The sequence below is a fragment of the Paenibacillus sp. J5C2022 genome (genome assembly GCF_025567625.1).
In the GTDB taxonomy this organism is placed as follows: Bacteria; Bacillota; Bacilli; order Paenibacillales; family Paenibacillaceae; genus Pristimantibacillus.
The window spans coordinates 163659-185469 of sequence record NZ_JAOQJC010000010.1; the positions used below are offsets into that span (position 1 = coordinate 163659).

The following is a 21811-nucleotide window of genomic DNA, read 5'->3' on the forward strand; positions in this document are numbered from 1 at the left end:
TTAGCTTATAAAGAGGAGTGTTGAAGATGGAGGAAAACAAGCACAATGGGCATGTGGAGCCCGCCTCGGAAAGCGATCAGTCTACGAACGGCATCATGATGGACAGAAGAAAGCTGCTCAAGGCGATCGGTGCGACAAGCGTAGCGGTCGTGGCGGGCGGCTTGATCAACGGCAACATTGCAAGCGCTTTTAACGAGAAAGCCGGCGAGAAGGGGAAGAAGGACAAGGGAGGAAAGGGGCAAGGCGCGGACTGCTGCGACGAGCTGAGCGAGCTGATCGGCGATCCGCAGCTGTTCCGTCCGGAGGATGCCGATCTGATCGCCAAGATGCTGAATGAATCGACGGAGCGGGCGGTCAATCTGGGTTGGTTCAGTCCTGCGGGCAACGGGACGACCGACGATTCGGAAGCATGGAATGCGGCGATTGCGGCGGTTCCGCCGGGCGGTTCACTCTTCGTGCCGCCTGGCACTTACTTCAGCGCGGATGGGTTCGTCTGCGAGCGGGGGGACATTACGATATTCGGTGCAGGGCCGTCCTCCCATCTGACGACGAACAGCCAGAGGAATGCGCTGCGGGTGGGAACGAGCAGCCGCATGACACGGATTGCGAACGTCAATGTGCATTCGCTGAAATTCTCGCAGCAGGCGGGCCCCAGCGGAAGCGGCGAGGCCAACAACTACTCCGGTCTCAAGTCATGGTTCGTCGACCGGATCGTCATCTTCAACAACGACTTCGAGTACTGCGACGTTGCCGTCAGCCTGGCGGGCGGCGGCCACGAGCTCGGCTTCCCTGCGCGCGTGTCAGGCCGCAATATCGTGGCGATGAACCGAATGCTGAATACGCGCAAGATGGGAGTGGAAGTATTCTTCCAGGACAATACGATGGTCTACGCCAACAAAATGATCAATGAGAATGGGGTGAATCCGGCAGAGAGCCATGGCATTCGCTTGATCGGCTCGCATCATACGATGTGCATTGCGAATGAAGTCCAGCGCTTCCGCACCGGCATCTCCAACCAGGGCGGCAGCTCGAACGGCTATCGGGAGAGCAACCATTTCATTAACGCGCATAACAAAATTCGTCAGTGTCTCAAAGGCATACAGGGCTTCGAAGGTGCGTACAACGGGCAAATTCTGTCCAACTCCATCGAGATGATCAGGGAGCTCGGCATCGAATTCCGGCTGGAGTCGAAGGGCGGATGGGACAATCTGACCGTTACGGGCAATCTCATTACCGCCGATCCGGACTCCGGCGCCTCGCGCGGCGCCACCTTCACCGCCGGGGAGAGGCTGATCTTCCGGAACAATCAGTCCATCGGCTTCGGCAACGGCATGAGCTCCGGCTCCGCGTATCATGTCTATGTATCCGGAATCGGGAAGCTCGCCGTCGTGGAGGGCAATTACTTCGAGGACAATTACTACATATCGGGGAGCGGCCGCAATCGGGGCGTCCGTGTCGACAACAATGCCAAGACGGTCATCTCCCGCAACAACGTGTTTCTCTCCCCGTCGCCGAATGCCTCCCAGCAGAACAGTCAGGATGCAAGCAACAGCACAGGCGCGCTGATCAAGGGCTATGCCGGAGTTGAGGATATGAACGATTACTTGCACCTGTAGTTGGGAACGGTCGCATTGTGATCCCGACGGATGAGGGCAGAGAATAAGGTTAGAATAGGAAGAGAAGGCCGGGGTTATCCGGCCTTCTCTTCCGCTTTTCACGGCGAAGAACGGAAAGGTTGTTCAATGACGGATGCTTCTGGTTTACTAGATGGTTTGTCGTCAGACACACGCCGAAATAGGTAGGGATAGTATGCCAGCCGCATTGACGTGAAACCTTAAGGTGTTATATAATTAATGAAACCTTAAGGTGTTATGTTGAGGCGTAAACTTTTGATATTATCGCCATCAGGAAGTGAGGAGTTTAAGTGGAACATCTACCGGATATTGAAAAGACAGTGGTGCTGGAAGCGCCAATTCAAAAAGTATGGCGGACCGTATCGACAGCGGAAGGCATCGCCGTCTGGTTCATGCCGAATGACTTCAAACCGGTTATAGGTCATGAATTCCATGTGCAGTCACCGTTCGGACCGTCTCCGTGCAAGGTATTGGAGGTGGACGAGCCGCACAGACTGTCCTTCTCATGGGATACGGATGGATGGGTGGTGACGTTCACACTGCGGGAGATGGAGGACAAGACGGAGTTTACCATGATCCATAGCGGATGGAAGGAGAGCGAGCACATTCTGCCGAAGGCGGGCGAGAAGGCCTCTGTTGTCCGCGATAAGATGAATGGCGGCTGGGAAGGCATCGTTCGCGACCGGCTTAGAAAGGCTGTGGAGGAGTAAGTGGGGGCAGCCAAGCACGATGTGTTCCAGGCGCTTGCCGATCCGACTCGCAGAGAAGTCGTTCGCTTGCTCGCGCAGCATGAGCTGCCCATCTCGGATATAGCCGCCCGCTTTCCCATAAGTCGTACGGCAATTGTGAAGCATCTGCATATTCTGTCGGAAGCGCAGCTGGTGAACGGCCGCAAGGTCGGCAGGGAGAAGAGGTATCGTCTGCAGCCCGAGCCCTTGCTGGAGTTGCAGCAATGGCTTGCTTACTTCGACCAGTTCTGGAGCAACAAGCTGTCTATGCTGAAGCATCTCGTGGAGCGGGAGGAAGAGTAGACGCAGGAATAGCAGCCTTCCTGCGTAACATCCGTTCGCAGTCTACGAGTAGAATAGTTGGCATGGATAAAGCAGGGCTGCAGGCGATGTGACCTCGGCTGTAGACGGGAAAGTGTGCTGCTGGAGGGCTGCAGGTGATGTGACCTCGGTTGGAGGCAGGAATGTGTGCTGCTGGAGGGCTGCAGACTATGCGGCCTCGGTTGGAGGCAGGAATGTGTGCTGCTAGAGGGCTGCAGGCGATGTGACCTCAGTTGTAGGCGGGAAAGTGTGCGGCTGGAGGGCTGCAGGCGATGTGACCTCGGTTGCAATTCGGAATAAGTGTGAAAGAGGATATGGCTGAAAGGATTGAGGACATTCATGAAAATCGCAATAGTGGCAGGAAGCAACAGAAGCTCCGCGACAAGCACGAGGCTGGCGGAATATGGTGCGCGCCTGACCCGAAGCAAAGGACATGATACGGAATTGTTCGATTTATACCGCACACCGCTCCCATTCTACTGCCCAGATGAGTATTACGAGGGGCATAAAGGGTTGACGCAATTCAAAGAGCTGATGAGGCAAGCGGATGCCGTCGTGCTGGCTACGCCGGAATATCACGGCAGCGTGAGCGGCGTGCTGAAGAATGCGCTGGACTTCCTGGGCAAGGAGCATCTTGGCGGCAAGCCGGTTCTGTCGCTCAGCTCGGCAGGAGGGGCAGTCGGCGTCAGCTCGCTGCAGCACCTCCAGACGATTATCCGCAATGTGCACGGGATCAATGTGCCGGAGTGGATATCCATTGGCGGAAGCCAGCGCGAATGGTTCCGGCAAGCTCGGGGTGACGAACAACCGGATGAGGCGATCGCCCTTCGCATTAACCGCGCATGGGATGCTTTCCTGGAGCTGGCCAGACTTGTGCGCGGATTGTAATCGCTGTTGTAGCTAACGAGCGCCACAGAGGCTAATAGAATGATAATTCCATTTTCTAACTGCTAATGGGCGTCATTGCGCTTATTTGGTGCAGAATGAAGCGAATGCTGCTGGATTTCATCAAATAGGCTCAATAGCATACGTTAGTGTGCAGAATCGGATAGAAATGGTCAATTAGCAGCGGTGGCGACCGTTAAAGCTACGGATGTGGCAAGGGATGCTATATACGTACACTCCGCCTGTACTCTCCTGGCGTCTTGCCCGTCTTCCGCTTGAACAGCGCATGGAAGTGCTTGGCGTCCTGATAGCCGACTGCCTGATGGATCTCCGTCACCGTCAACTCCGTCGTGCGCAGCAGCTCACAGCATTGCTGAATCCGGACTTCCTGCAGGTAAGCCTTGAAGCCCATATCCATGCGCTCGCGGAATAATCGCTGAAGCTGACGGACGCTAAGCTGCAAGCTCCGGGCGACCTTCTCCGCTGTATGCTCGCGCTCGGGGTGATTGCGAATATCGTGCAGCATGTTGTCGAATATCGTGGCCACGCCGGAGGCATCGGAAGCAGAGGGCTGCTCCAGCACTCGCTTGAACTGAACCAGCAGCATAAGCCAGTTGCATTGCACCGTGAGACGGCTAAAGTCCAGGCTTCCCGTGTATTCCCGATGCAGCGATTCGAATAATGAAGCAAAGGCGTTATCGACGGCCCGTATGCCCCTCCAGCCAGATAATTGCCTGTAGAAGGCGAATAGGGAAGAGGTGTGGGCTTGCTCTGCCTTGATCATCGCCTCCTCCTGAAAGATGCAATTATAGACGATAAGCGCTTCGCGCAGACCTGCGCCCGCCGGACGGAACACATGCGAGACGCCGAGCGGAATCCAGAACAGGTCACCCCTGCTGACGGGAACCGCTTGTCCGTTAATGTAATGCGTTCCCTTTCCTTCCGCGACATAGGTCATCTCATAGAAGTCATGGGTATGCTCCAACTGCGTGAACGACTCGGTCACCCGATTGACATAGATCGGAAATTCATCTTCAAAAATAAGCGCATCTATATTGCCGATTACCCGCTTGCTCAACTATATCCCCCTCCTAATCGTCCTTCCGTACAGTATCCAGAACAGTTCACACCTACCCTCAGTGATGGGGCTTGCGGGTTGCCCAACAAGCATTCCGATAAGCGACGAACAAATCATCCCCATACTTATAAGACGACTATACTACTTTATGCCGATTACGCCTATGAAAATGTCGCGTTTCCCCTTATTATGACATCGTCTATCCCACTATACTTAGAGAAAACAAAGCGAAGAGGTGACTGGGATATGACAGACTCCACCCTGATAATCAACGATATTCGTTGCGAGTATCGCGATAACCCGATCGGAATTGACGAGCAGCGTCCGCGCTTCTCCTGGAAGCTTGCCGGCGATGGCCGGAATATGATGCAGTCGGCTTATCACATTGAGGTGCATGAGGAGGGGGACGGTGCTCTCGTATGGGATAGCGGCAAACGGATGAGCGATCAGTCCGTGCTTGTGGAATATGACGGTGAGGCATTGAAGCCTCAGACGGTCTATAGTATCCGGGTCAAAACATGGGACAATGCGGGAAGGGAGTCCGGATGGACGGCATCGGCGTTCGAGACGGGCTTGCTGCATCCTTCCGAGCGTTGGACAGCGGAGTGGATAAGCGGCGACGACGGCGCAGACGAACCGTCTTGCGACTACTTGCGGACGTCCTTCCGTATCCAATCGGCCGTGCGAAGGGCTCGTCTATATGCAACCGCTTGCGGCATGTATGAAATGTATCTGAATGGGACGAGGGTCGGAGACAGCCATTTTACGCCGGGCTGGACGAATTACAAGCAGCGTATTCAGTACCAGACGTATGATGTGACGGCTCTGCTGCGGCAAGGACACAATGGCCTCGGCGGCGTTGTCGGGGACGGCTGGTACAGAGGAGAGTTGGGCTGGAAGGATCAGAAGGATATTTACGGGAAGCGAAGAGCCTTGAGTGCGTTGCTCCATATTTGGTACGAGGACGGGACGGAGGATGTCGTAAGCACGGATGGAAGCTGGAGCGGAAGCGAAGGCCCGATTCGCTCCTCTTCCATTTACCATGGAGAGGTATATGATGCGCGGCTAGAGCTAGGGAATTGGAGCGCTCCGGATTATGAAGCGGCAGGCTGGCTCCCCGTATGGCCGGTGGAGGCGCTGAATGATCGGCTGCTGGCGCAGGTGAACGAGCCGGTGAGAAGGTCGGGCGAGCTGTCCCCCGTGTCACTCATCGTTACGCCGGAGGGCGATCAAGTGCTTGACTTCGGCCAAAATATGGTGGGCTGGGTGAGAATGCGCATCTCGCAAGCCGCAGCGGGCGATAGCATTATTCTGCATCATGCGGAGGTGCTGGATAAGGAAGGGAACTTCTATACGGACAATCTGCGCAGCGCCAAGCAGGAGATCCGCTATATATGCAAGGGGGGCGAAGAAGAGGTGTTCGAGCCGCACTTCACCTTCCAGGGCTTCCGCTATGTACGCGTGACGGGCTATCCCGGAGACATCGCGCTTGAGCGGTTCACCGCGATCGTCCTGCATTCCGACATGGAGCAGGCAGGCACGTTCGAATGCTCAGATTCTATGCTGAATCAGCTGCAGAGCAATATTGTTTGGGGGCAGAAGGGAAATTTCGTCGATGTGCCGACGGACTGCCCGCAGCGCGACGAACGTCTGGGCTGGACGGGAGACGCTCAGGTGTTCATACGAACGGCGGCTTACAACAGGAATGTGGCGCCGTTTTTCACCAAGTGGCTGCAGGACTTGAGCTCGGAGCAGCTTCCCAATGGCGGGGTGCCGTTCGTCATTCCGGATGTGCTGGGAGGCGATCAGCATTCATCCGCCGCATGGGGCGATGCGGCAACGGTATGTCCGTGGACGATATACCAGATGTACGGAGACAAGCGGGTGCTTGCACGGCAATACGGCAGCATGAAGGCTTGGGTGGAGTACATGCGGGCGCAAGGGGATACGGAAGCGCTATGGAATACGGGCTTCCACTTCGGCGACTGGCTTGGCATGGATGCGAAGGAAGGCAGCTATATCGGCGCGACGCCGCAGGATTTGATTGCGACAGCCTTCTATGCTTATTCTACGGAGCTTCTGGCAAAGTCGGCAGAGGCTCTCGGTTACGCGGAGGACGCAGCGGAATACGGGGCATTATATGAGTCGATTGTGCAAGCTTTCCGCGATGAATTCGTCACGGCGAACGGCAGGCTGGTCGGACCGTTCCAGACGGCGTATGTGCTGGCACTGCAATTCGGTCTCCTGGAGGAGAAGCATCAGTCAAGGGCAATACGGGAGCTTGTGAAGCTTATTGAGGATAATAAAGGCTGCATGACGACCGGCTTTGTCGGCACGCCTTATCTGTGTCTGGCTCTGAGCGGCCATGGGCGAAGCGATTGGGCTTACAATCTTGTGCTGAACAAGCAATACCCGTCTTGGCTGTATTCCATCGAGCAGGGAGCGACCACGATATGGGAGCACTGGGACGGCATTAAGCCGGACGGCACGTTCTGGAGCAAGGATATGAACTCTTACAATCATTACGCTTACGGATCAGTCGGGGAATGGCTGTTCCGCAAGGCGGCGGGCATCGATATGGCCCCTGAAGCGCCCGGCTTTAAGCGAATCGTTATCGCTCCGGAGCCGGACGCCAGATTGACCTATGTCAAGGCTTCCTATGCTTCCCCGTATGGCGAGATCAGAAGTCAGTGGCAGCTGGGTGAGGATGGACAGCTGACGGTGGATGTAACCATTCCCGCCAATACGACGGCCGCCATCCTGCTTCCCGGCGCCAATCCTGACAGCGTGTCGCCGGAAGGGCAGGCCCGACAGGTCAACGGGGGCATGCAACTGGAGATCGGCTCCGGCAGTTATACTTGGACGTACGCTTATTCGGTGAAGGCATTGGCGGGCTGAGCCGGATAGATCGGGGATGCGATGAATTCGATGACTTCCCCGTTGGGGCTGTATACGAGCGCATTATGAACTTCCCATGCAGGTTCTCCCAGTTTCAAGTGCATGGGAGGGATGCAATTCGCCGCGCCATGCTTTAGAGCTCTGTCGTAGGCTTCCTGTACATTGTCAACCGCAACGGCAATATGCAGCAAAGCGCCGTGCTTCATCTCTTCTTCACTGTGAGCTTTGCTTCCTTGAGCAGCTATCTGCGCTTCGTCATCGAATACTTCTATGCAAGTATGTCGATCGGCGGATACCAGCATAGCTGCTTTTTTCAATTGAAATTCGGGCAAGGACCAGGTGTGGGCCACTTGGAACTCCAGCGCTTCTGTATAGAAGGCGACTGCCTGCTCGAAGTGCTTGGCTTGAATGGCGATATGTGCGATTCCTTTCACGTTGGACATAGATGTCTCTCCCTTCATCATCAAGTGTACAGATTGGCAGTGGGAGATGACATGTCATTAAGAAGGGATTATTGCTATAATGCCTTATTAATAAAGGTTAAGCCCATTTTTCGCCTAAGGAGTTGTCGTCGTGCGTCATCACATACAGTTAGATGATACAGATATGAAAATACTGAAGCTCTTGCAGGAGAATGCGCGTATGCCCGTGTCTCGAATCAGCCGGCAAGTGGCGATGTCGCAGCCTTCCGTGAAGGAGCGGATCATTAAGCTGGAGGAAAGCGGCGTTATTACGGGTTATTACACGTCGCTCGATCCCGCAAGACTGGATAGAGGAGTATCCGCCTTTCTTTTGTTCAAGACGGAGAAGTGTCAGGCGTTTCTGACCTATTGCGAGACCGCGCCGGAGGTGTGCGAGCTGCATAGAACTAGCGGAGATTTCAACTATATGCTGAAGGTGCAGACTTCGTCGATAGAGGCTTTGACGGCATTCCAGGAATCGCTCCTGCCGTTCGGAAGCTCCAAGTCCCTCGTTAGCCTGAAGACACCGATCGCGCACAGGTTACTGCTGTAGCCATTCGGCTTATCCTCCAGGTCCGCAGGTCAATAACTGTATATGGAAGTAAATAATAGTATCTATCCTCCTCAACAGGTTTATAACCAAAATAAAGAATAAGCTCCCTATGATCGGCTTGCGTGTCGGGAGCTTCAATTTCATGGGTAGGGAGGGAGTTCGCTACTTCAGATTGTACAGCAGGACGAACTGGATACTATTAGTTTCTTCAGGAGGGTAAGTATATGAATAAGCGGAACAGAGATTATTACATTCTCATGGTTATGATGTTCTTATTCGCCATCGTCTTTATTCAGCCGGACAAGTCCGAGGCTGCGGGCACCAACGTCTCGGTGGGCAAGTCCGTCTATGCTTCGGGCAATGAAGTGGATTGGCTCGGACCGGGCAATGCCGTTGACGGGGACTCAGGAACAAGATGGTCGTCCGCCAAGGATGACGGGCAGTGGTTCTATGTCGATCTGGGCGAAGTGCAGCCGATCGCCAAAGTCGTCATTCATTGGCAGACGCCCGCTGACAAATATCAGATTCTGGTATCCAAGGACAAGGTGAATTGGGACAATGTGATGGAGAACGACGGCATTCTGACGGCAGCCGCGCAAGGGCCCGACGTGATCGAGTTCCAGCAGAGGCAAGCCCGGTACGTGAAATTCCAGGGTGTGAGCAGAAGGCCTGTAGAAGGCATCGTGTACGGCTACTCCTTCTTCGAATTCGAAGTGTATAACGAGAGGAATGCGCTGCCGGAAATCATGGAGGAGCTGCGTCAGCAGATTACGGTCCAGGAAGGACAGACCGAGCTTGTGCTGCCGGCCATCCGTGAAGGCTACAAGGTTTCTCTGCTGGGGAGCGATCGGCTGCCGGTCATTGATCAGGCCGGACGTATTCACGAACCGCTGGTGGATGTGAAGGTTCATCTGCTGCTGCAAGTGGAGAACGTGAACGACCCGCAGGACAAGCTGTCCGACAATGTGCTGGTGACGGTTCCCGGCTTGTACGAGCAGACGGCTGAGCGGAACGCCGAGCCGATGGTCGTGCCGTCCCTGCAAGAGTGGCTGGGCGGTCAGGGAGAATTTACGCTGTCAGGAGCATCAAGAATTGTAGTTGATGAAGCAGATCTGGCCGCTCTGCAGAAGACGGCGGACATCCTCAGAGACGAATTGCATGAGTTGACGGGGCTCTCGCTTGCGGTCGAGACCGGTACCCCGGATAACGGCGATATTTATCTCCGGCTGGATCAAACCTTAGCCGCACTTGGCGAGGAAGGTTATAGGATGGATATAAATGATTACGCTTCCATTTTTTCGGATGATGTGAAAGGCGTCTTTTACGGAACTAGAACGGTGCTGCAGCTGCTGGAGCAAGACGATGCGCATACCCGTATGCCTAGAGGCATGATCAGAGATTATCCCAAGTATGCGGAGCGCGGCTTCATGATCGATGTCGCGAGGAAGTTCTATACGATCGACTTCCTGCGGGATTACGTGAAGCTGATGTCGTATTACAAGATGAACCGGTTCCAGATTCACCTGAACGACGATGTGGGAACGGCTTTCCCGGACGGGACGAAGGCGGCATTCCGCCTGGAGAGCGAGCGTTATCCCGGACTGGCCAGCCCGAGCGGGTACTATACGAAGGAGGAGTTCAGAGAGCTGCAGCAATTGGGGATGGACTACGGCGTGAATGTCGTTCCGGAGATTGACACCCCTGGGCATTCCGGCGTATTCATCGCTTACGATCCTTCGTTAGGCTCTGGAAATATGCTGGATGTAACCAGAGAAGAGACCGTGGATTTCGTGAAGGGCTTGTTCGATGAGTATATTGACGACAACGTATTCATCGGGCCTGACGTGCATATCGGGACGGACGAGTATTGGGGGAGCGACACGGAAGCGTTCCGGCAGTATATGGACACGTTCATTCGCCACATTAACGGCAAGGGCAAGCAAGCCCGGCTGTGGGGCGGACTGACGATGTTCGACGGGAATACGCCCATCAGCAACGACGCAACGATGGATATATGGTATGAGCCCTACGGCTCGGCTCAGCAAGCAGTCGATCTGGGATACGATATCGTGAACGTCAACACGAATCTGTTGTATATTGTCCCGCAGCTGTACCGGAATTATCTGAACTACGACTATCTGTACAATGAATGGGAACCTAACGACTGGATAGAGTCGGTGCTGCCATTCGGGCATTCGCAGGTGAAGGGCGCCATGTTCGCGCTCTGGAACGATGTGTCGATCGAGAAGGGTGTGTCGATGGCCGATTCCCACTATCGCGTGCTGCCGTCCATGAAAACGCTGTCAGAGAAGACCTGGGCGGGAACGAGAGAAGACCGGGACTTCATAAGGTTCCAGGAGGAGCTGTCCAAACTTCATGATCCTCCGACGGTACACCTGTCGCATGTGATGAGAACTGGGAATGAAGAAGGAAAGGTAGCGGTATATTCGTTCAACGGCAGCCTCGCTGATGCGTCAGGGAACGAATTCCATGGCGCGGGTCATCGCATGGAACTGGTAGAGGGCTTATTCGGCGAGGGCGCGAGGCTCCAAGGCGGGGACAGCTATGTGGATACTCCGCTGCGGTCGCTTGGATTCGGCTGGACGTTGTCCATGTGGGTGAAGCCGGAGGAGAATAACCCGGCCGATGCCGTGCTGCTGGAATCGCCGGAAGGGCAATTGCGGATGAATATGGGGGGGAGCGGCAAGCTCGGCTTCGTTAAGGAAGGGTACAGCAGTGTCTTCGATTACAAGCTTCCTGCCGGGAAGTGGACGCATCTCTTGCTGGTCGGCGACAGCAGCAGCACCTCGCTGTTCGTTAACGGCAGCCAGTATGCGGAGAGCTTGAGAGACGGCACGAAGCTGGAGACGTTCATCCTGCCGCTGGCGAGAATTGGCAGCGCCACGAATGCTTTTCAAGGTGTGGTGGATCAGGTAGAAGTATTCAATCGGGCGATAGATGTTCGCGGCAATCTGGCGCTGTTGCAGTCCGCGCAGTCATCCGGCTCGGAATCGCAGTCTCTTACTCCCGACAAGGCGGTGGACGGCAGATCGGATACGCGATGGTCGAGCGAATGGGTGGACGATGCCTGGTTCGCTGTCGATCTGGGTGAAGCCATGGCGATAGACAAGGTTGCGATTGCATGGCAGACCGCATATGCCAAGCGGTACCAATTGCTCGTGTCTGCCGACGGAGAGAATTGGGTCAATGCCATCTCGGGCAATGACGGCGTCATTCAAGGCAAGGGCGGTGTAGAAGAGCTGACGTTCCCGCCGATAGAAGCCAGATATGTGAAGATGCAAGGTATAGAACGGGCTACGATATTCGGATACTCCTTCCAGGAATTCGAAGTGTTCAGCAGTGAGCGGGCGATAGGGAACAAGACCCGTCTGGCGGCGCGGATAACGGGGCTGAAGCGGGAGGAGCTGGCTCAGAATGCTTACACCGCAGACAGTTGGGAGCTATTGCAGGATACACTGGCATCGGCTGAATTGACTTTAATGGGGATCGAAGCGAAGCAAGCCGATCTGGATGCGGCATGGTATGCTCTGATCAATGCGCGCGCGGAGCTCGCCAAGAAAGCAGGCACCCCTTCGACGCCGAATTATCCCAGCTATCCGGGAGGAGGAACCGTCCCTGAGGTTGATGAAGATGGGGACGGAGATGAAGCCGAGGAGGAGAATGCGGCGGCAATCGAATGGCATGATATGGCGGGCCATTGGGCTGAAGGGTACATCAGCCGTGCGGCTAAGCTCGGCTTCGTGAAGGGCTTCCCCGACGGAACGTTCCGGGGGGATATGGCCGTCACCCGCGAGCAATTCATCGTCATGCTGGCGAATGCGCTGAAGCTGGGAGGGGATGGCGCGGAGCTTGCGTTCGCAGATAACGGCGATATCGGAGACTGGGCTCGCACAGCGATTGCGCAAGCGATTGAAGCAGGCATTCTGACAGGCTATGCGGACGGCACCTTCCGGCCAAAGGCCGAGATCAGCCGGATGGAGATGGCGGCGATGCTCGTGCGCGCTCTGCAGCTGTCGCTGGATGACGCCGCTGATCCGTCTTATCGCGATGCGAACGATATGCCGCAGTGGGCCAAGCCTTACATTATGGCGGCATATCAGTCGGAGCTGATGACCGGGAAAGGCGGAGAGAGGTTCGCGCCCGCCGCGTCGGCGACGCGAGCGGAGGCAGTCACCGTTATTCTTCGCATGCTGGAACGGGAATCGGAGGAGTGAAGGCTATAGCGAGGGCAATGACGTACATGAATAAAGGCGTTATCCGGTTCGCGTTCTCATCTGCTATAATGATAACAAGATGATAGAGACGCGGAGAGTAGTGGGAATCGGAGGCGTGAGAGATGAAGCAAGCGATCATTCGGTCATTGAACGTGGGCAAGCCTGCAGCGCTTAGCTTTCGCGGCAAGGAAGTGATGACGGGTATAGTGAAGCAGTCGGTCCAGGACAGGGTGTACTTGTCGCAGCTGAACTTCGAAGGCGATGGTCAAGCCAACTTGAAGCATCATGGCGGCGTGGACAAGGCGGTCTGTGTATACGCGCATGAGCATTATCCCTACTGGGAGCGAGAGCTGAACCGTGCATTATCGATGGGAGCTTTCGGTGAAAATCTGACAACGGAAGGCTTGCTGGAGGACGATGTGTGCATCGGTGACGTATTTCAGCTCGGGGAAGCGAAGGTGCAGATCAGCCAGCCCCGCCAGCCTTGCTTCAAGTTGTCGGTGAAGTACGGCTTGCCGGAATTGCCGTTGCAGGTGCAGAATACGGGATATACCGGCTATTACTTCCGCGTTCTGCAGGAAGGGCATGTAGGCAGCGGAGATATGCTGACGCTTGTACAACGCGATACTGCAGAGCTAACGGTCGCTTATGCGAATGAGATTATGCACCATGACAAGAGCAATGCGGAAGGCATGCGCAAGCTGTTGGCAGTGGACGGCTTGTCCGCCAGCTGGCGCAAGACGTTCGAGAAGCGGCTGTCGGGAGAGGTGACGGATGTGAAGGCGCGACTGTCGGGAGAATCGGTATTAGCGGAAGCGAACCCGCGTCCGGATGCGGATGCGGCGAATGCGGATCAGACGGAGGGGAACAAGGAAAGCGGAGAGGGCCGGCGGCGATGAAAGAGTATACGCAACAGCAGCTATACCGGAAATCGTTGCTCATTGTCGTCATAGCGCAAATATTCGGCGGAGCGGGGCTGGCAGCTGGCATTACGGTGGGCGCATTGCTGGCGCAAGAGATGCTGGGTACGGACAGCGTAACCGGTCTGCCGACCGCATTGTTCACGCTTGGCTCTGCAGGCTCGGCCTTGCTCGTAGGCAGGCTCTCGCAACGATTCGGACGTCGCATCGGTCTGTCGACCGGCTTCCTGCTGGGCGGTATCGGGGCAATCGGAGTAATCGTCGCGGCGTTATACAGCCAGGTGATCCTGCTGTTCGCTTCATTGCTCGTGTACGGCGCCGGTACGGCGACCAATCTGCAAGCCCGTTACGCCGCTACTGACCTGGCGGATTCCGGGAAGCGGGCGACAGCGATCAGCATCTCCATGGTCTCGACGACATTGGGGGCGGTTGCCGGTCCCAATCTGGTGGAGGTCATGGGCGAATTCGCTAGCGGGATCGGCATTCCGAGACTGGCGGGGCCGTTCATTCTGGCGGCGGCAGCGTTCCTGCTGGCGGGCCTGGTGCTCATATTGTTCCTCCGACCGGACCCTCTGCTGACAGCGCTGGAGCTGGCGAGGAAGCATGAAGCCGGTTCGCGATCAGGAAGCGCTGTGCCTATTAACGGCGGCGACGTCGCTCCCTTGCAGAGGAAGCTGGTGATCGCGGGAGCTGCGGTCATGCTGACTACCCAGATTGTTATGGTCGCCATCATGACGATGACGCCGATTCATATGAAGCATCACGGGCACGGGCTGGGCGATGTGGGAATGGTCATCGGGATTCATGTCGCCGCGATGTTCCTGCCTTCCCTCATTACGGGCGTGCTGGTAGACAAGCTTGGTCGAATGACGATGATCGTGGCATCCGGCATCACGCTTCTCGCATCGGGTGTGCTTGCCGCTGCGGCACCTCCGCATTCCATGCCGTTGCTGACGCTTGCGCTCGCCTTGCTCGGACTTGGCTGGAACTTCGGGCTGATCAGCGGCACAACGCTGATCGTCGACGCGACGACCCCGGCGAACCGGGCGAAGACGCAAGGGAGCGTCGATGTGCTGATCGCCTTGGCCGGCGCATCCAGCGGCGCGATGTCGGGCATGATCGTAGCGGGCTCCAGCTATGCGGTGTTATCTCTCGCAGGGGGTATCCTCTCGCTCATCCTAATTCCCGTCGTGGTATGGACGAGCTCGCGGCCGCGCGGCAACAGCACCACGTTGAACGGCTAAGCCATCGTGTGCAGAACGGCATGAAGAGGCCCTCATTCCCGCTATCGTGCAGGGATGAGGGCCTCTTTTTGCCTGGTCTGCACAATTGACGGCTCCTTCTTGTCATCTGCAGTACCAAAGCAAATGAGGGCTTGTCGCTCAAAATGCTCACATAGACTCGGAAACATTGAGAAAAGTGTGCGCTATCGCTCATTTTGCTCACATAGACTCGGAAACATTGAGAAAAGTGTGCGCTATCGCTCATTTTAGTCACATAGCCCCGCCAAGTGTGCCTCGTACCACCGAAAAGTGTGCGCTATCGCTCATTTTGCTCACATAGACTCGAAAAAATTGAGAAAAGTGTGCGCTATCGCTCATTTTAGTCACATAGCCCCGCCAAACGTGCCTCGTACCACCGAAAAGTGTGCGCTATCGCTCATTTTGCTCACATAGACTCGGAAACATTGAGAAAAGTGTGCGCTATCGCTCATTTTAGTCACATAGCCCCGCCAAGCGTGCCTCGTACCACCGAAAAGTGTGCGCTATCGCTCATTTTAGTCACATAGCCCCGCCAAACATGCCTCGTACCACCGAAAAGTGTGCGCTATCGCTCATTTTGCTCACATAGACTCGAAAAAATTGAGAAAAGTGGGAGCTATCGCTCATTTTGCTCACATAGACTCGGAAACATTGAGAAAAGTGTGCGCTATCGCTCATTTTAGTCACATAGCCCCGCCAAGCGTGCCTCGTACCACCGAAAAGTGGGAGCTTTAGCGTTACGCGGTGGCTTTTTTGTTTTGTTCTTGCGCAATCCGTGACCAATCCTCAGGAGTGAAGTTGCCCATATGCCATAAGGAGACGCCTTTCAATCCGTAGTGCTTGGCAAGCCACAGCTTCTTGGCGATACTTTCTGTATCTTCATACAAAATATCGTGAGAGCCTCGTTCATCTTGAAAGGAAATCTGTTGGAGGAAGAAAGGCATGACGACGGTTTCCGTTATATCCGGTTGCGCCAATCTGCCCTCTACATCCGATATTCGCGGATTAAATAAAGAAGTGGCCCCATTCAAAGTGACCCATTGATTGGCTTGCTTCGAGATGCCTAGCACGAGCTTTTCTCCAGGAATAAATTGAAGCGCGTTGGCCACGGACTCATTCACGAGCGGAAGAGGAGCTGAAGGCAGCTTGCTGTCGCTATGAGTGAAATCATAAGCCATCAGAATGACCTCGTCCGCAGCCTCTCCAATCCCTTCCAAGTCATAACCTTTGTAATAGTTGGAGGGCGGGACGGTTACGGATAAAGTCATATCCCCGATCTGCTCCTTCAAATCTTGTATGAAAGATAAATATCCGGTCTGGCTTGTCGCATCGCGTAAACCTTCGAAGTCCAAGTTTACCCCCGTGAAGCCGTATGTCGAGTCCTCCAGCGTTGCCAGCAAGGAGTCGATAAAGGCTTCCTGCGCGGCTTTATCCTCAACAAACTCCTTCAGATTAGCATCGCCGTAATAAATCATCAGGCTTTTGGCAATTCCGGCCTTGTCCGCCGAGGCAAGCGGTTCCTCGAAGCCTTGCGGAATTTTATATTCGGTTGATGTGGTATTTAAAGCGGCGGTTCCACTTTCTTCGTCATATTCCATATGCGACCACCCAAAGGCTGCATTTGAAAGCAAGGGCATGTGCGAAAGAGCAGAATAAGAGTTAATGGCATAATAACCGGTAATCGCCAGATTTCGATCCAGGTTGACCGAATCGATGTATCGATAGAGCACTGTTGCCGCTTGCTTGCGAGTTAAAGGTTTCTTGGGGGAAAAGCCGGAGGGCTCTCCTTGCATAATACCGCTCTTCACGCAGAAGTAGATATAGGGTTCAATGCCCGCTCTCAACTCCGTCTGATCTTGAAAGGCTGTCTTCGTCTTCTCCGATTTCCATTGTGCGGAGATCCATTGCTCACGATAAGCTTCGGGCTGCTCCTCCAGCAGCAATTTGCCGAACAATGCGGCTACTTCTTCTCTAGTCATTGTCTGCTCCGGATGGAACTCGTCCTCCTGATTAACGAGGAAGTCAATCCAATTGTACTCATATGCGGCTTTGATATACGGGGCAGACCATCTGTCGGATTCTACATCGTGAAGTGCGTCGCCTAAGGCGGTTTTTACATCTATCCTTGCAGCGGTAACGATTAACTTGATGAATGCTTCTCTGGATAGAGAGCCGTCAGGCGCAAAGGTCATATCCGGATAACCGTTAATGATGTCCAGCGCGGATAGCGAATAGATAGCTTCTGTGGCGTAATCCTTTTCTTCCACATCCTTATAGGGGGTTAGTTGCGCTGAGTATGCAAAGGCGTGGCTTGCAGTTACGCATGCGATGGCAGATGCGATGGTAAATGCGGCTAGCTTTTTCAGCATAGGAGTTCAATCCTCTCAAAATGATTCTTATACAGTGGAATAGCGAGTCTATTAGTCTATCTAAGTATATAGTTTTTTGAGTAATAGAGCTATTAATCTGCCTAGAATCATCACTGCGCAGTATAGCCGCCATCCAGCACGACAGCCTGGCCTGTCACGCCTCTGGCGCATTCGCCGGTCAGGAATAAGGCATAATCGGCGACCTCATCCACTGCAAGCAAGCGCTGTTGCGGTACAAGTGGGTAGATGACCTCCTCCAGTACACGTTCGAACGGTACATGACGGGTATCCGCCAGGTCTTGCAGCTGTCCGCGTACTAATGAGGTGTCTACATAGCCGGGGCATAACGCGTTTACTGTTACACCGTGGGGCGCAGCTTCCAGGGCGACGACCTTAGTGAGGCCGATAACCCCATGCTTGGCGCTGTTATAGGCTGACTTGCCGGCGAATCCTACAAGGCCATTAATGGAGGACATATTCAGGATTCTGCCATAGCCTTGTCGCTTCATAAGAGGAAGGGCATGCTTGATGGCGATGAAAGGAGCGGTGAGCATGAGCTTGATCATAAGCTCGAACTTGTCCGTTGGAAAATGTTCAATCGGAGCAACATGCTGAATGCCCGCATTATTGACAAGTACATCCAAGCGTCCGTAATGCAAGGACGCTTGGTTGATTAAGCGGATAATATCTTCCTCGACGGTCATGTCTGCCGGGATGGCAACCGCTTGGCAGCCTGTCTCTGCAAGCTCTTCTTCAGCAGCTTGCAGAGCGGCGCCTTCAAAATCGGACAGCACGACGGAGCCGCCTTCTTGGGCGAAGCGCTTGGCCAGATGGAATCCGATGCCTTGGGCGGCGCCCGTCACGATAATGACACGATTCGTGAACATGCTTTATTCCCCCTATCATGAAAGCTGGCGGCTAATACGCGTTCAACATGACTTGCTCCGGCAATAGAAGCGGAGGCTCTGTCGACGCTTGTATTTGGTCAATGGTATAGCCTTCGGCAACCTCGACAAGCAGCAAGCCGTCAGTCGTCACATCGATGACCGCCCGATCGGTAATGATGCGGTGCACCACTTGTTTTCCGGTTAACGGCAGACGGCAAGCATGGAGGATTTTCGGCTCATTCGCTTTATTGACATGATCCATAATCACGACCACTCTTTTCGCCCCATGTACGAGATCCATCGCTCCCCCCATCCCTTTCACCATCTTCCCGGGAATGGTCCAGTTGGCCAGATCGCCGGAGCGGGATACTTCCATGCCGCCTAGAATAGCCAGATCGATATGTCCTCCGCGGATCATGGCGAATGAATCGGAGCTGCTGAAGTAAGATGCGCCTTCGACGGCGGTGACGGTTTCTTTGCCAGCATTGATGAGATCAGGGTCGACTTGATCGGGAAAGGGATAAGGTCCGATGCCCAGCAAGCCGTTCTCCGAATGCAGGATAACTTGTTTGTCCGGCGAGATGAAGTTGGCGACTAATGTAGGCATCCCGATACCGAGGTTCACATAGGAGCCGCTCCTGATTTCCTTCTCTGCCCGTTTCGCAATGCGCTCTCGCACCGATAATCGTTCACTCATGCCGATTCCCCTCTCATTCGTTAACGAGTTGTTAACCGCTCAATACGCTTTTGTTGCACAGCCCTGATGAGCTTTTGCACATAGATGCCCGGTGTGTGGACACGATCCGGGTCCAGCTCCCCCGTTTCTACCAATTGCTCCGTTTCTACAATGGTGGTTTTTCCCGCCGCCGCCATAATGGGATTGAAGTTTCGCGCAGTTTTGTGATAGACAAGATTGCCCATACGGTCGCTTCGGGAGGCGCGTATGAGGCTGAAATCTGCTGTCAGGGCATGCTCAAGCACATATTCGGTACCATTGAAGACACGGGTTTCCCGGCCCTCTGCCAGTAGGGTGCCTACTCCCGCCGGTGTATAAAAGGCTGGAATGCCTGCTCCGCCCGCCCTGATTCTCTCGGCCAGCGTACCTTGCGGTACAAGCTCTGCTATAATTTCACCGCTTAGCACCTGACGCTCGAACTCTTTATTCTCTCCCACATAGGAGGCGATAATTTTCGTGATCTGCCGATTCCTGAGCAGCAGACCGAGTCCCCAGTCGTCCACTCCGCAGTTGTTCGATATCACCGTTAAATTTCGGATGCCGCTATCGGCCAATGCGATAAGCAGCTGCTCCGGAATGCCTACGAGCCCGAAGCCGCCGACCATAATGGTCGCTCCGTCATGAATATCCTTGATGGCGTCCGAGAATGATGTTGCTATTTCCTTCAATAGGATCGACTCCCTTCTATGAAAATGCGTTCTCCACTACCGTTGCAATGCCTTGGCCGCCGCCGACGCACAACGATGCCAACCCGTAGCGTGAGCCTCTGCGTATCATTTCATGCAAGAGAGTGACTAACACACGCGCTCCGCTTGCGCCGATCGGATGACCGAGTGCAATAGCGCCGCCATTGACATTGAAGATGCCGGGATCGATATCGAATCGCTTGGTGAACACCAGCGCTTGCGCTGCGAATGCTTCATTGACCTCAATAAGATCGAGGTCATTCATGTGGAGACCCGCTCTGGCAAGCGCACGTTCAGTTGCCGGGATGGGCCCTAATCCCATGAGAGCGGGATCGACTCCGGCAGCAGCGCTTGAACGAATGATTGCAAGCGGCCGGAGCCCGAGGGTGGCTGCATTGGCCTCACTCATCAGAACGAGTGCCGCGGCGCCATCGTTAATTCCGGAAGAGTTGCCGGCAGTGACGTTGCCGTCCGGCTTGAATGCCGGGCGCAGCTTCGACAGAGCCTCCAAGGTGGTGTCTGGACGGGGATGCTCATCTGTATAGACGGAGAGTGGGGCGCCCTTCCTTTGCGGTATGTCGACGGGAACGATTTCATCTGCGAACTTATCCGCTTCCCTTGCCTCCTTCACTTTGCGCTGGCTGTCATAAGCGAAGCGATCAAGCTCCTCTCGCGACAATCCATAACGCTCACATAGCTCGTCAGCTGTATTGCCCATCGGATAATCGTGCAAGGCGCATCGCAGCCCGTCATGCATCATGCTGTCCTGAATCGTCTGATTGCCTATTCGATAGCCAGAGCGAGCCCCAGGCATCAAGTAAGGAGAGCGAGTCATATTCTCCATGCCGCCGGCGACGACAATGTCGCTATCCCCGCAGCGAATGGCATTGGCCGCCATACTGACGGCCATCAGTCCTGAGCCGCACACCTGATTAATGGTCACGGCGCGACTCTCGATGGGCAGCTCTGCGGCGAGTGCCGCCTGTCTGGCAGGATTCTGGCCAAGTCCGGCCTGCAGCACATTGCCCATAATGGCTTCATCCACATCGGTTGAAGCGATTCCCGATTGTCGAATTGCTGCGGCAATGGAAGTCGTACCCAAGTGAATCGCGGATACATCTTTGTACATGCCGTTAAAGCTGCCGATAGCGGTTCGCACCGCACTCGTAATGACGACATTATGCGTTGTCAGCTTGATCATCTCCTTCGGACTGTCTCGCGGAGAGCAAGCGCCGCAGACTGTCGCCCATTTCTTCTACTGCTTGAGTAGAGCTGCTGTATTCGTAGTAGCCGCTACCGCTTTTGACACCCAGCTCGTTGTTAGCCACTTTCTCCATGATTGTTCCAGGTGTATCGCTGCTATTGCTCAATTCGGGGAATAGCCGGCCAGTCAATATGGCCCATATATCCAATCCGCCCAAGTCAGCAATTTCGAATGGCCCTTTACTGGCCCAACGAAGACCGGGTCCTTCTTTCACAACTGTATCAATCTGCTTGGCGTCAGCTATACCGCTTTCCAGCAAGAAGCAGGCTTCTCTTAGCAGAGCGGCTTGCAGACGGTTGGCAATAAATCCGGGAATATCCTTGTTCAGCACGACGGGGGTTTTGCCGCATTGCCGAAGCAGCGAGACGAGCTCTTCCAAGAGATGTGGAGGCGTATCGGGCATGCCGACAATTTCTACTAGCGGTATGAGATGCGCCGGATTGAAGAAATGGGCAATCATGAACCGATCTCGATAGGGCAGATCCTGTGCCAATGTCTGGAGTGAGAAGCTGGATGTATTGGAAGCGACAATGGCATCTTGCTTCATCATGGCGGATAGCATCAGAAGGAGCTCTCGTTTGATCGTCAATTGCTCGGGGACGCATTCTATAATGAGATCCGCATCTGCAACCGCTTTCAATAAATCGTCAGTCAGACAAATGCCGAGGCCCTCTCCGCTCAGTTGCGCTTCTACAGCATTGAGTTGCTTACCGATTGGCTCATACAGGGAAACCTCGTACCGATAGTTCGCGAACAGGCGGGCGATCGTAAGACCCATCGTGCCGGCTCCTAATACGGCAATGTGCTTCAATCATTCCACCCTCCTTAGGTCGTTGTTTTCTTTCATTTTACATGAATCCATAATATAGTGATAATACATATATAGAATGGTAT

At 54.6% G+C, this 21811-nt stretch carries 17 protein-coding genes; 9 read left to right on the forward strand and 8 right to left on the reverse strand.

What is annotated here, in order from left to right:
• Positions 1 to 26 precede the first annotated feature (26 nt).
• The 4 genes from M6D81_RS10505 to M6D81_RS10520 all read left to right on the forward strand — a co-directional run bounded on the left by M6D81_RS10505 (position 27) and on the right by M6D81_RS10520 (position 3571).
• Positions 27 to 1616: a right-handed parallel beta-helix repeat-containing protein gene (locus M6D81_RS10505; protein WP_262676832.1), complete on the forward strand. Its 1590-nt coding sequence runs from the start codon at positions 27 to 29 to the stop codon at positions 1614 to 1616.
• Positions 1617 to 1924: 308 nt separating this feature from the next.
• Positions 1925 to 2344, forward strand: coding sequence for an SRPBCC family protein (locus tag M6D81_RS10510; RefSeq protein WP_262676833.1), 420 nt, complete (start codon positions 1925 to 1927; stop codon positions 2342 to 2344).
• Positions 2345 to 2665, forward strand: coding sequence for an ArsR/SmtB family transcription factor (locus tag M6D81_RS10515; protein ID WP_262676834.1), 321 nt, complete (start codon positions 2345 to 2347; stop codon positions 2663 to 2665).
• A 357-nt stretch (positions 2666 to 3022) separates the two neighbouring features.
• Positions 3023 to 3571 (forward strand): NADPH-dependent FMN reductase, encoded by a 549-nt coding sequence (locus M6D81_RS10520; RefSeq protein WP_262676835.1) that lies wholly within the window; start codon positions 3023 to 3025, stop codon positions 3569 to 3571.
• 220 nt (positions 3572 to 3791) lie between these two features.
• On the opposite strand, the gene M6D81_RS10525 is transcribed toward M6D81_RS10520, so the two are convergent.
• On the reverse strand, positions 3792 to 4646 hold the full coding sequence (locus tag M6D81_RS10525; RefSeq protein ID WP_262676836.1) for an AraC family transcriptional regulator: 855 nt from the start codon (positions 4644 to 4646) through the stop codon (positions 3792 to 3794).
• Positions 4647 to 4892: 246 nt separating this feature from the next.
• Between M6D81_RS10525 and M6D81_RS10530 the strand changes: the two genes are divergently transcribed.
• Positions 4893 to 7544 (forward strand): glycoside hydrolase family 78 protein, encoded by a 2652-nt coding sequence (locus M6D81_RS10530; protein WP_262676837.1) that lies wholly within the window; start codon positions 4893 to 4895, stop codon positions 7542 to 7544.
• Here M6D81_RS10530 and M6D81_RS10535 read toward each other — a convergent pair.
• Positions 7517 to 7987 (reverse strand): VOC family protein, encoded by a 471-nt coding sequence (locus M6D81_RS10535; protein ID WP_262676838.1) that lies wholly within the window; start codon positions 7985 to 7987, stop codon positions 7517 to 7519. The genes M6D81_RS10530 and M6D81_RS10535 overlap by 28 nt on opposite strands.
• A 130-nt stretch (positions 7988 to 8117) precedes the next feature.
• Between M6D81_RS10535 and M6D81_RS10540 the strand changes: the two genes are divergently transcribed.
• The 4 genes from M6D81_RS10540 to M6D81_RS10555 all read left to right on the forward strand — a co-directional run bounded on the left by M6D81_RS10540 (position 8118) and on the right by M6D81_RS10555 (position 14957).
• Positions 8118 to 8558, forward strand: a complete 441-nt coding sequence (locus M6D81_RS10540; protein WP_262676839.1) for an Lrp/AsnC family transcriptional regulator — start codon at positions 8118 to 8120, stop codon at positions 8556 to 8558.
• A gap of 224 nt (positions 8559 to 8782) precedes the next feature.
• The gene (locus M6D81_RS10545; protein WP_262676840.1) at positions 8783 to 12793 is read left to right on the forward strand and encodes a discoidin domain-containing protein; all 4011 of its coding nucleotides are present in this window, start codon (positions 8783 to 8785) and stop codon (positions 12791 to 12793) included.
• 122 nt (positions 12794 to 12915) lie between these two features.
• A complete protein-coding gene (locus M6D81_RS10550; RefSeq protein WP_262676841.1) occupies positions 12916 to 13692 on the forward strand; it encodes an MOSC domain-containing protein in 777 nt (258 codons plus the stop codon).
• Positions 13689 to 14957, forward strand: a complete 1269-nt coding sequence (locus tag M6D81_RS10555) for an MFS transporter (protein ID WP_262676842.1) — start codon at positions 13689 to 13691, stop codon at positions 14955 to 14957. Before M6D81_RS10550 ends, M6D81_RS10555 begins: the two co-directional genes overlap by 4 nt.
• A 755-nt stretch (positions 14958 to 15712) precedes the next feature.
• On the opposite strand, the gene M6D81_RS10560 is transcribed toward M6D81_RS10555, so the two are convergent.
• The 6 genes from M6D81_RS10560 to M6D81_RS10585 form a co-directional block, all read right to left on the reverse strand.
• On the reverse strand, positions 15713 to 17344 hold the full coding sequence (locus tag M6D81_RS10560) for a glycosyl hydrolase family 18 protein (RefSeq protein ID WP_262676843.1): 1632 nt from the start codon (positions 17342 to 17344) through the stop codon (positions 15713 to 15715).
• A gap of 110 nt (positions 17345 to 17454) precedes the next feature.
• Positions 17455 to 18231, reverse strand: coding sequence for a 3-hydroxybutyrate dehydrogenase (locus M6D81_RS10565; RefSeq protein ID WP_262676844.1), 777 nt, complete (start codon positions 18229 to 18231; stop codon positions 17455 to 17457).
• 31 nt (positions 18232 to 18262) lie between these two features.
• The gene (locus M6D81_RS10570) at positions 18263 to 18928 is read right to left on the reverse strand and encodes a 3-oxoacid CoA-transferase subunit B (RefSeq protein ID WP_262676845.1); all 666 of its coding nucleotides are present in this window, start codon (positions 18926 to 18928) and stop codon (positions 18263 to 18265) included.
• A gap of 20 nt (positions 18929 to 18948) precedes the next feature.
• Positions 18949 to 19635 carry a CoA transferase subunit A gene (locus M6D81_RS10575; protein ID WP_262676846.1) on the reverse strand — a complete coding sequence of 229 codons (687 nt, stop codon included), beginning with the start codon at positions 19633 to 19635 and terminating at the stop codon, positions 18949 to 18951.
• 16 nt (positions 19636 to 19651) lie between these two features.
• Positions 19652 to 20854: an acetyl-CoA C-acetyltransferase gene (locus tag M6D81_RS10580; RefSeq protein ID WP_262676847.1), complete on the reverse strand. Its 1203-nt coding sequence runs from the start codon at positions 20852 to 20854 to the stop codon at positions 19652 to 19654.
• The gene (locus M6D81_RS10585) at positions 20832 to 21728 is read right to left on the reverse strand and encodes a 3-hydroxyacyl-CoA dehydrogenase family protein (RefSeq protein WP_262676848.1); all 897 of its coding nucleotides are present in this window, start codon (positions 21726 to 21728) and stop codon (positions 20832 to 20834) included. The genes M6D81_RS10580 and M6D81_RS10585 overlap by 23 nt, the downstream gene beginning before the upstream one ends.
• Positions 21729 to 21811: the final 83 nt, after the last annotated feature.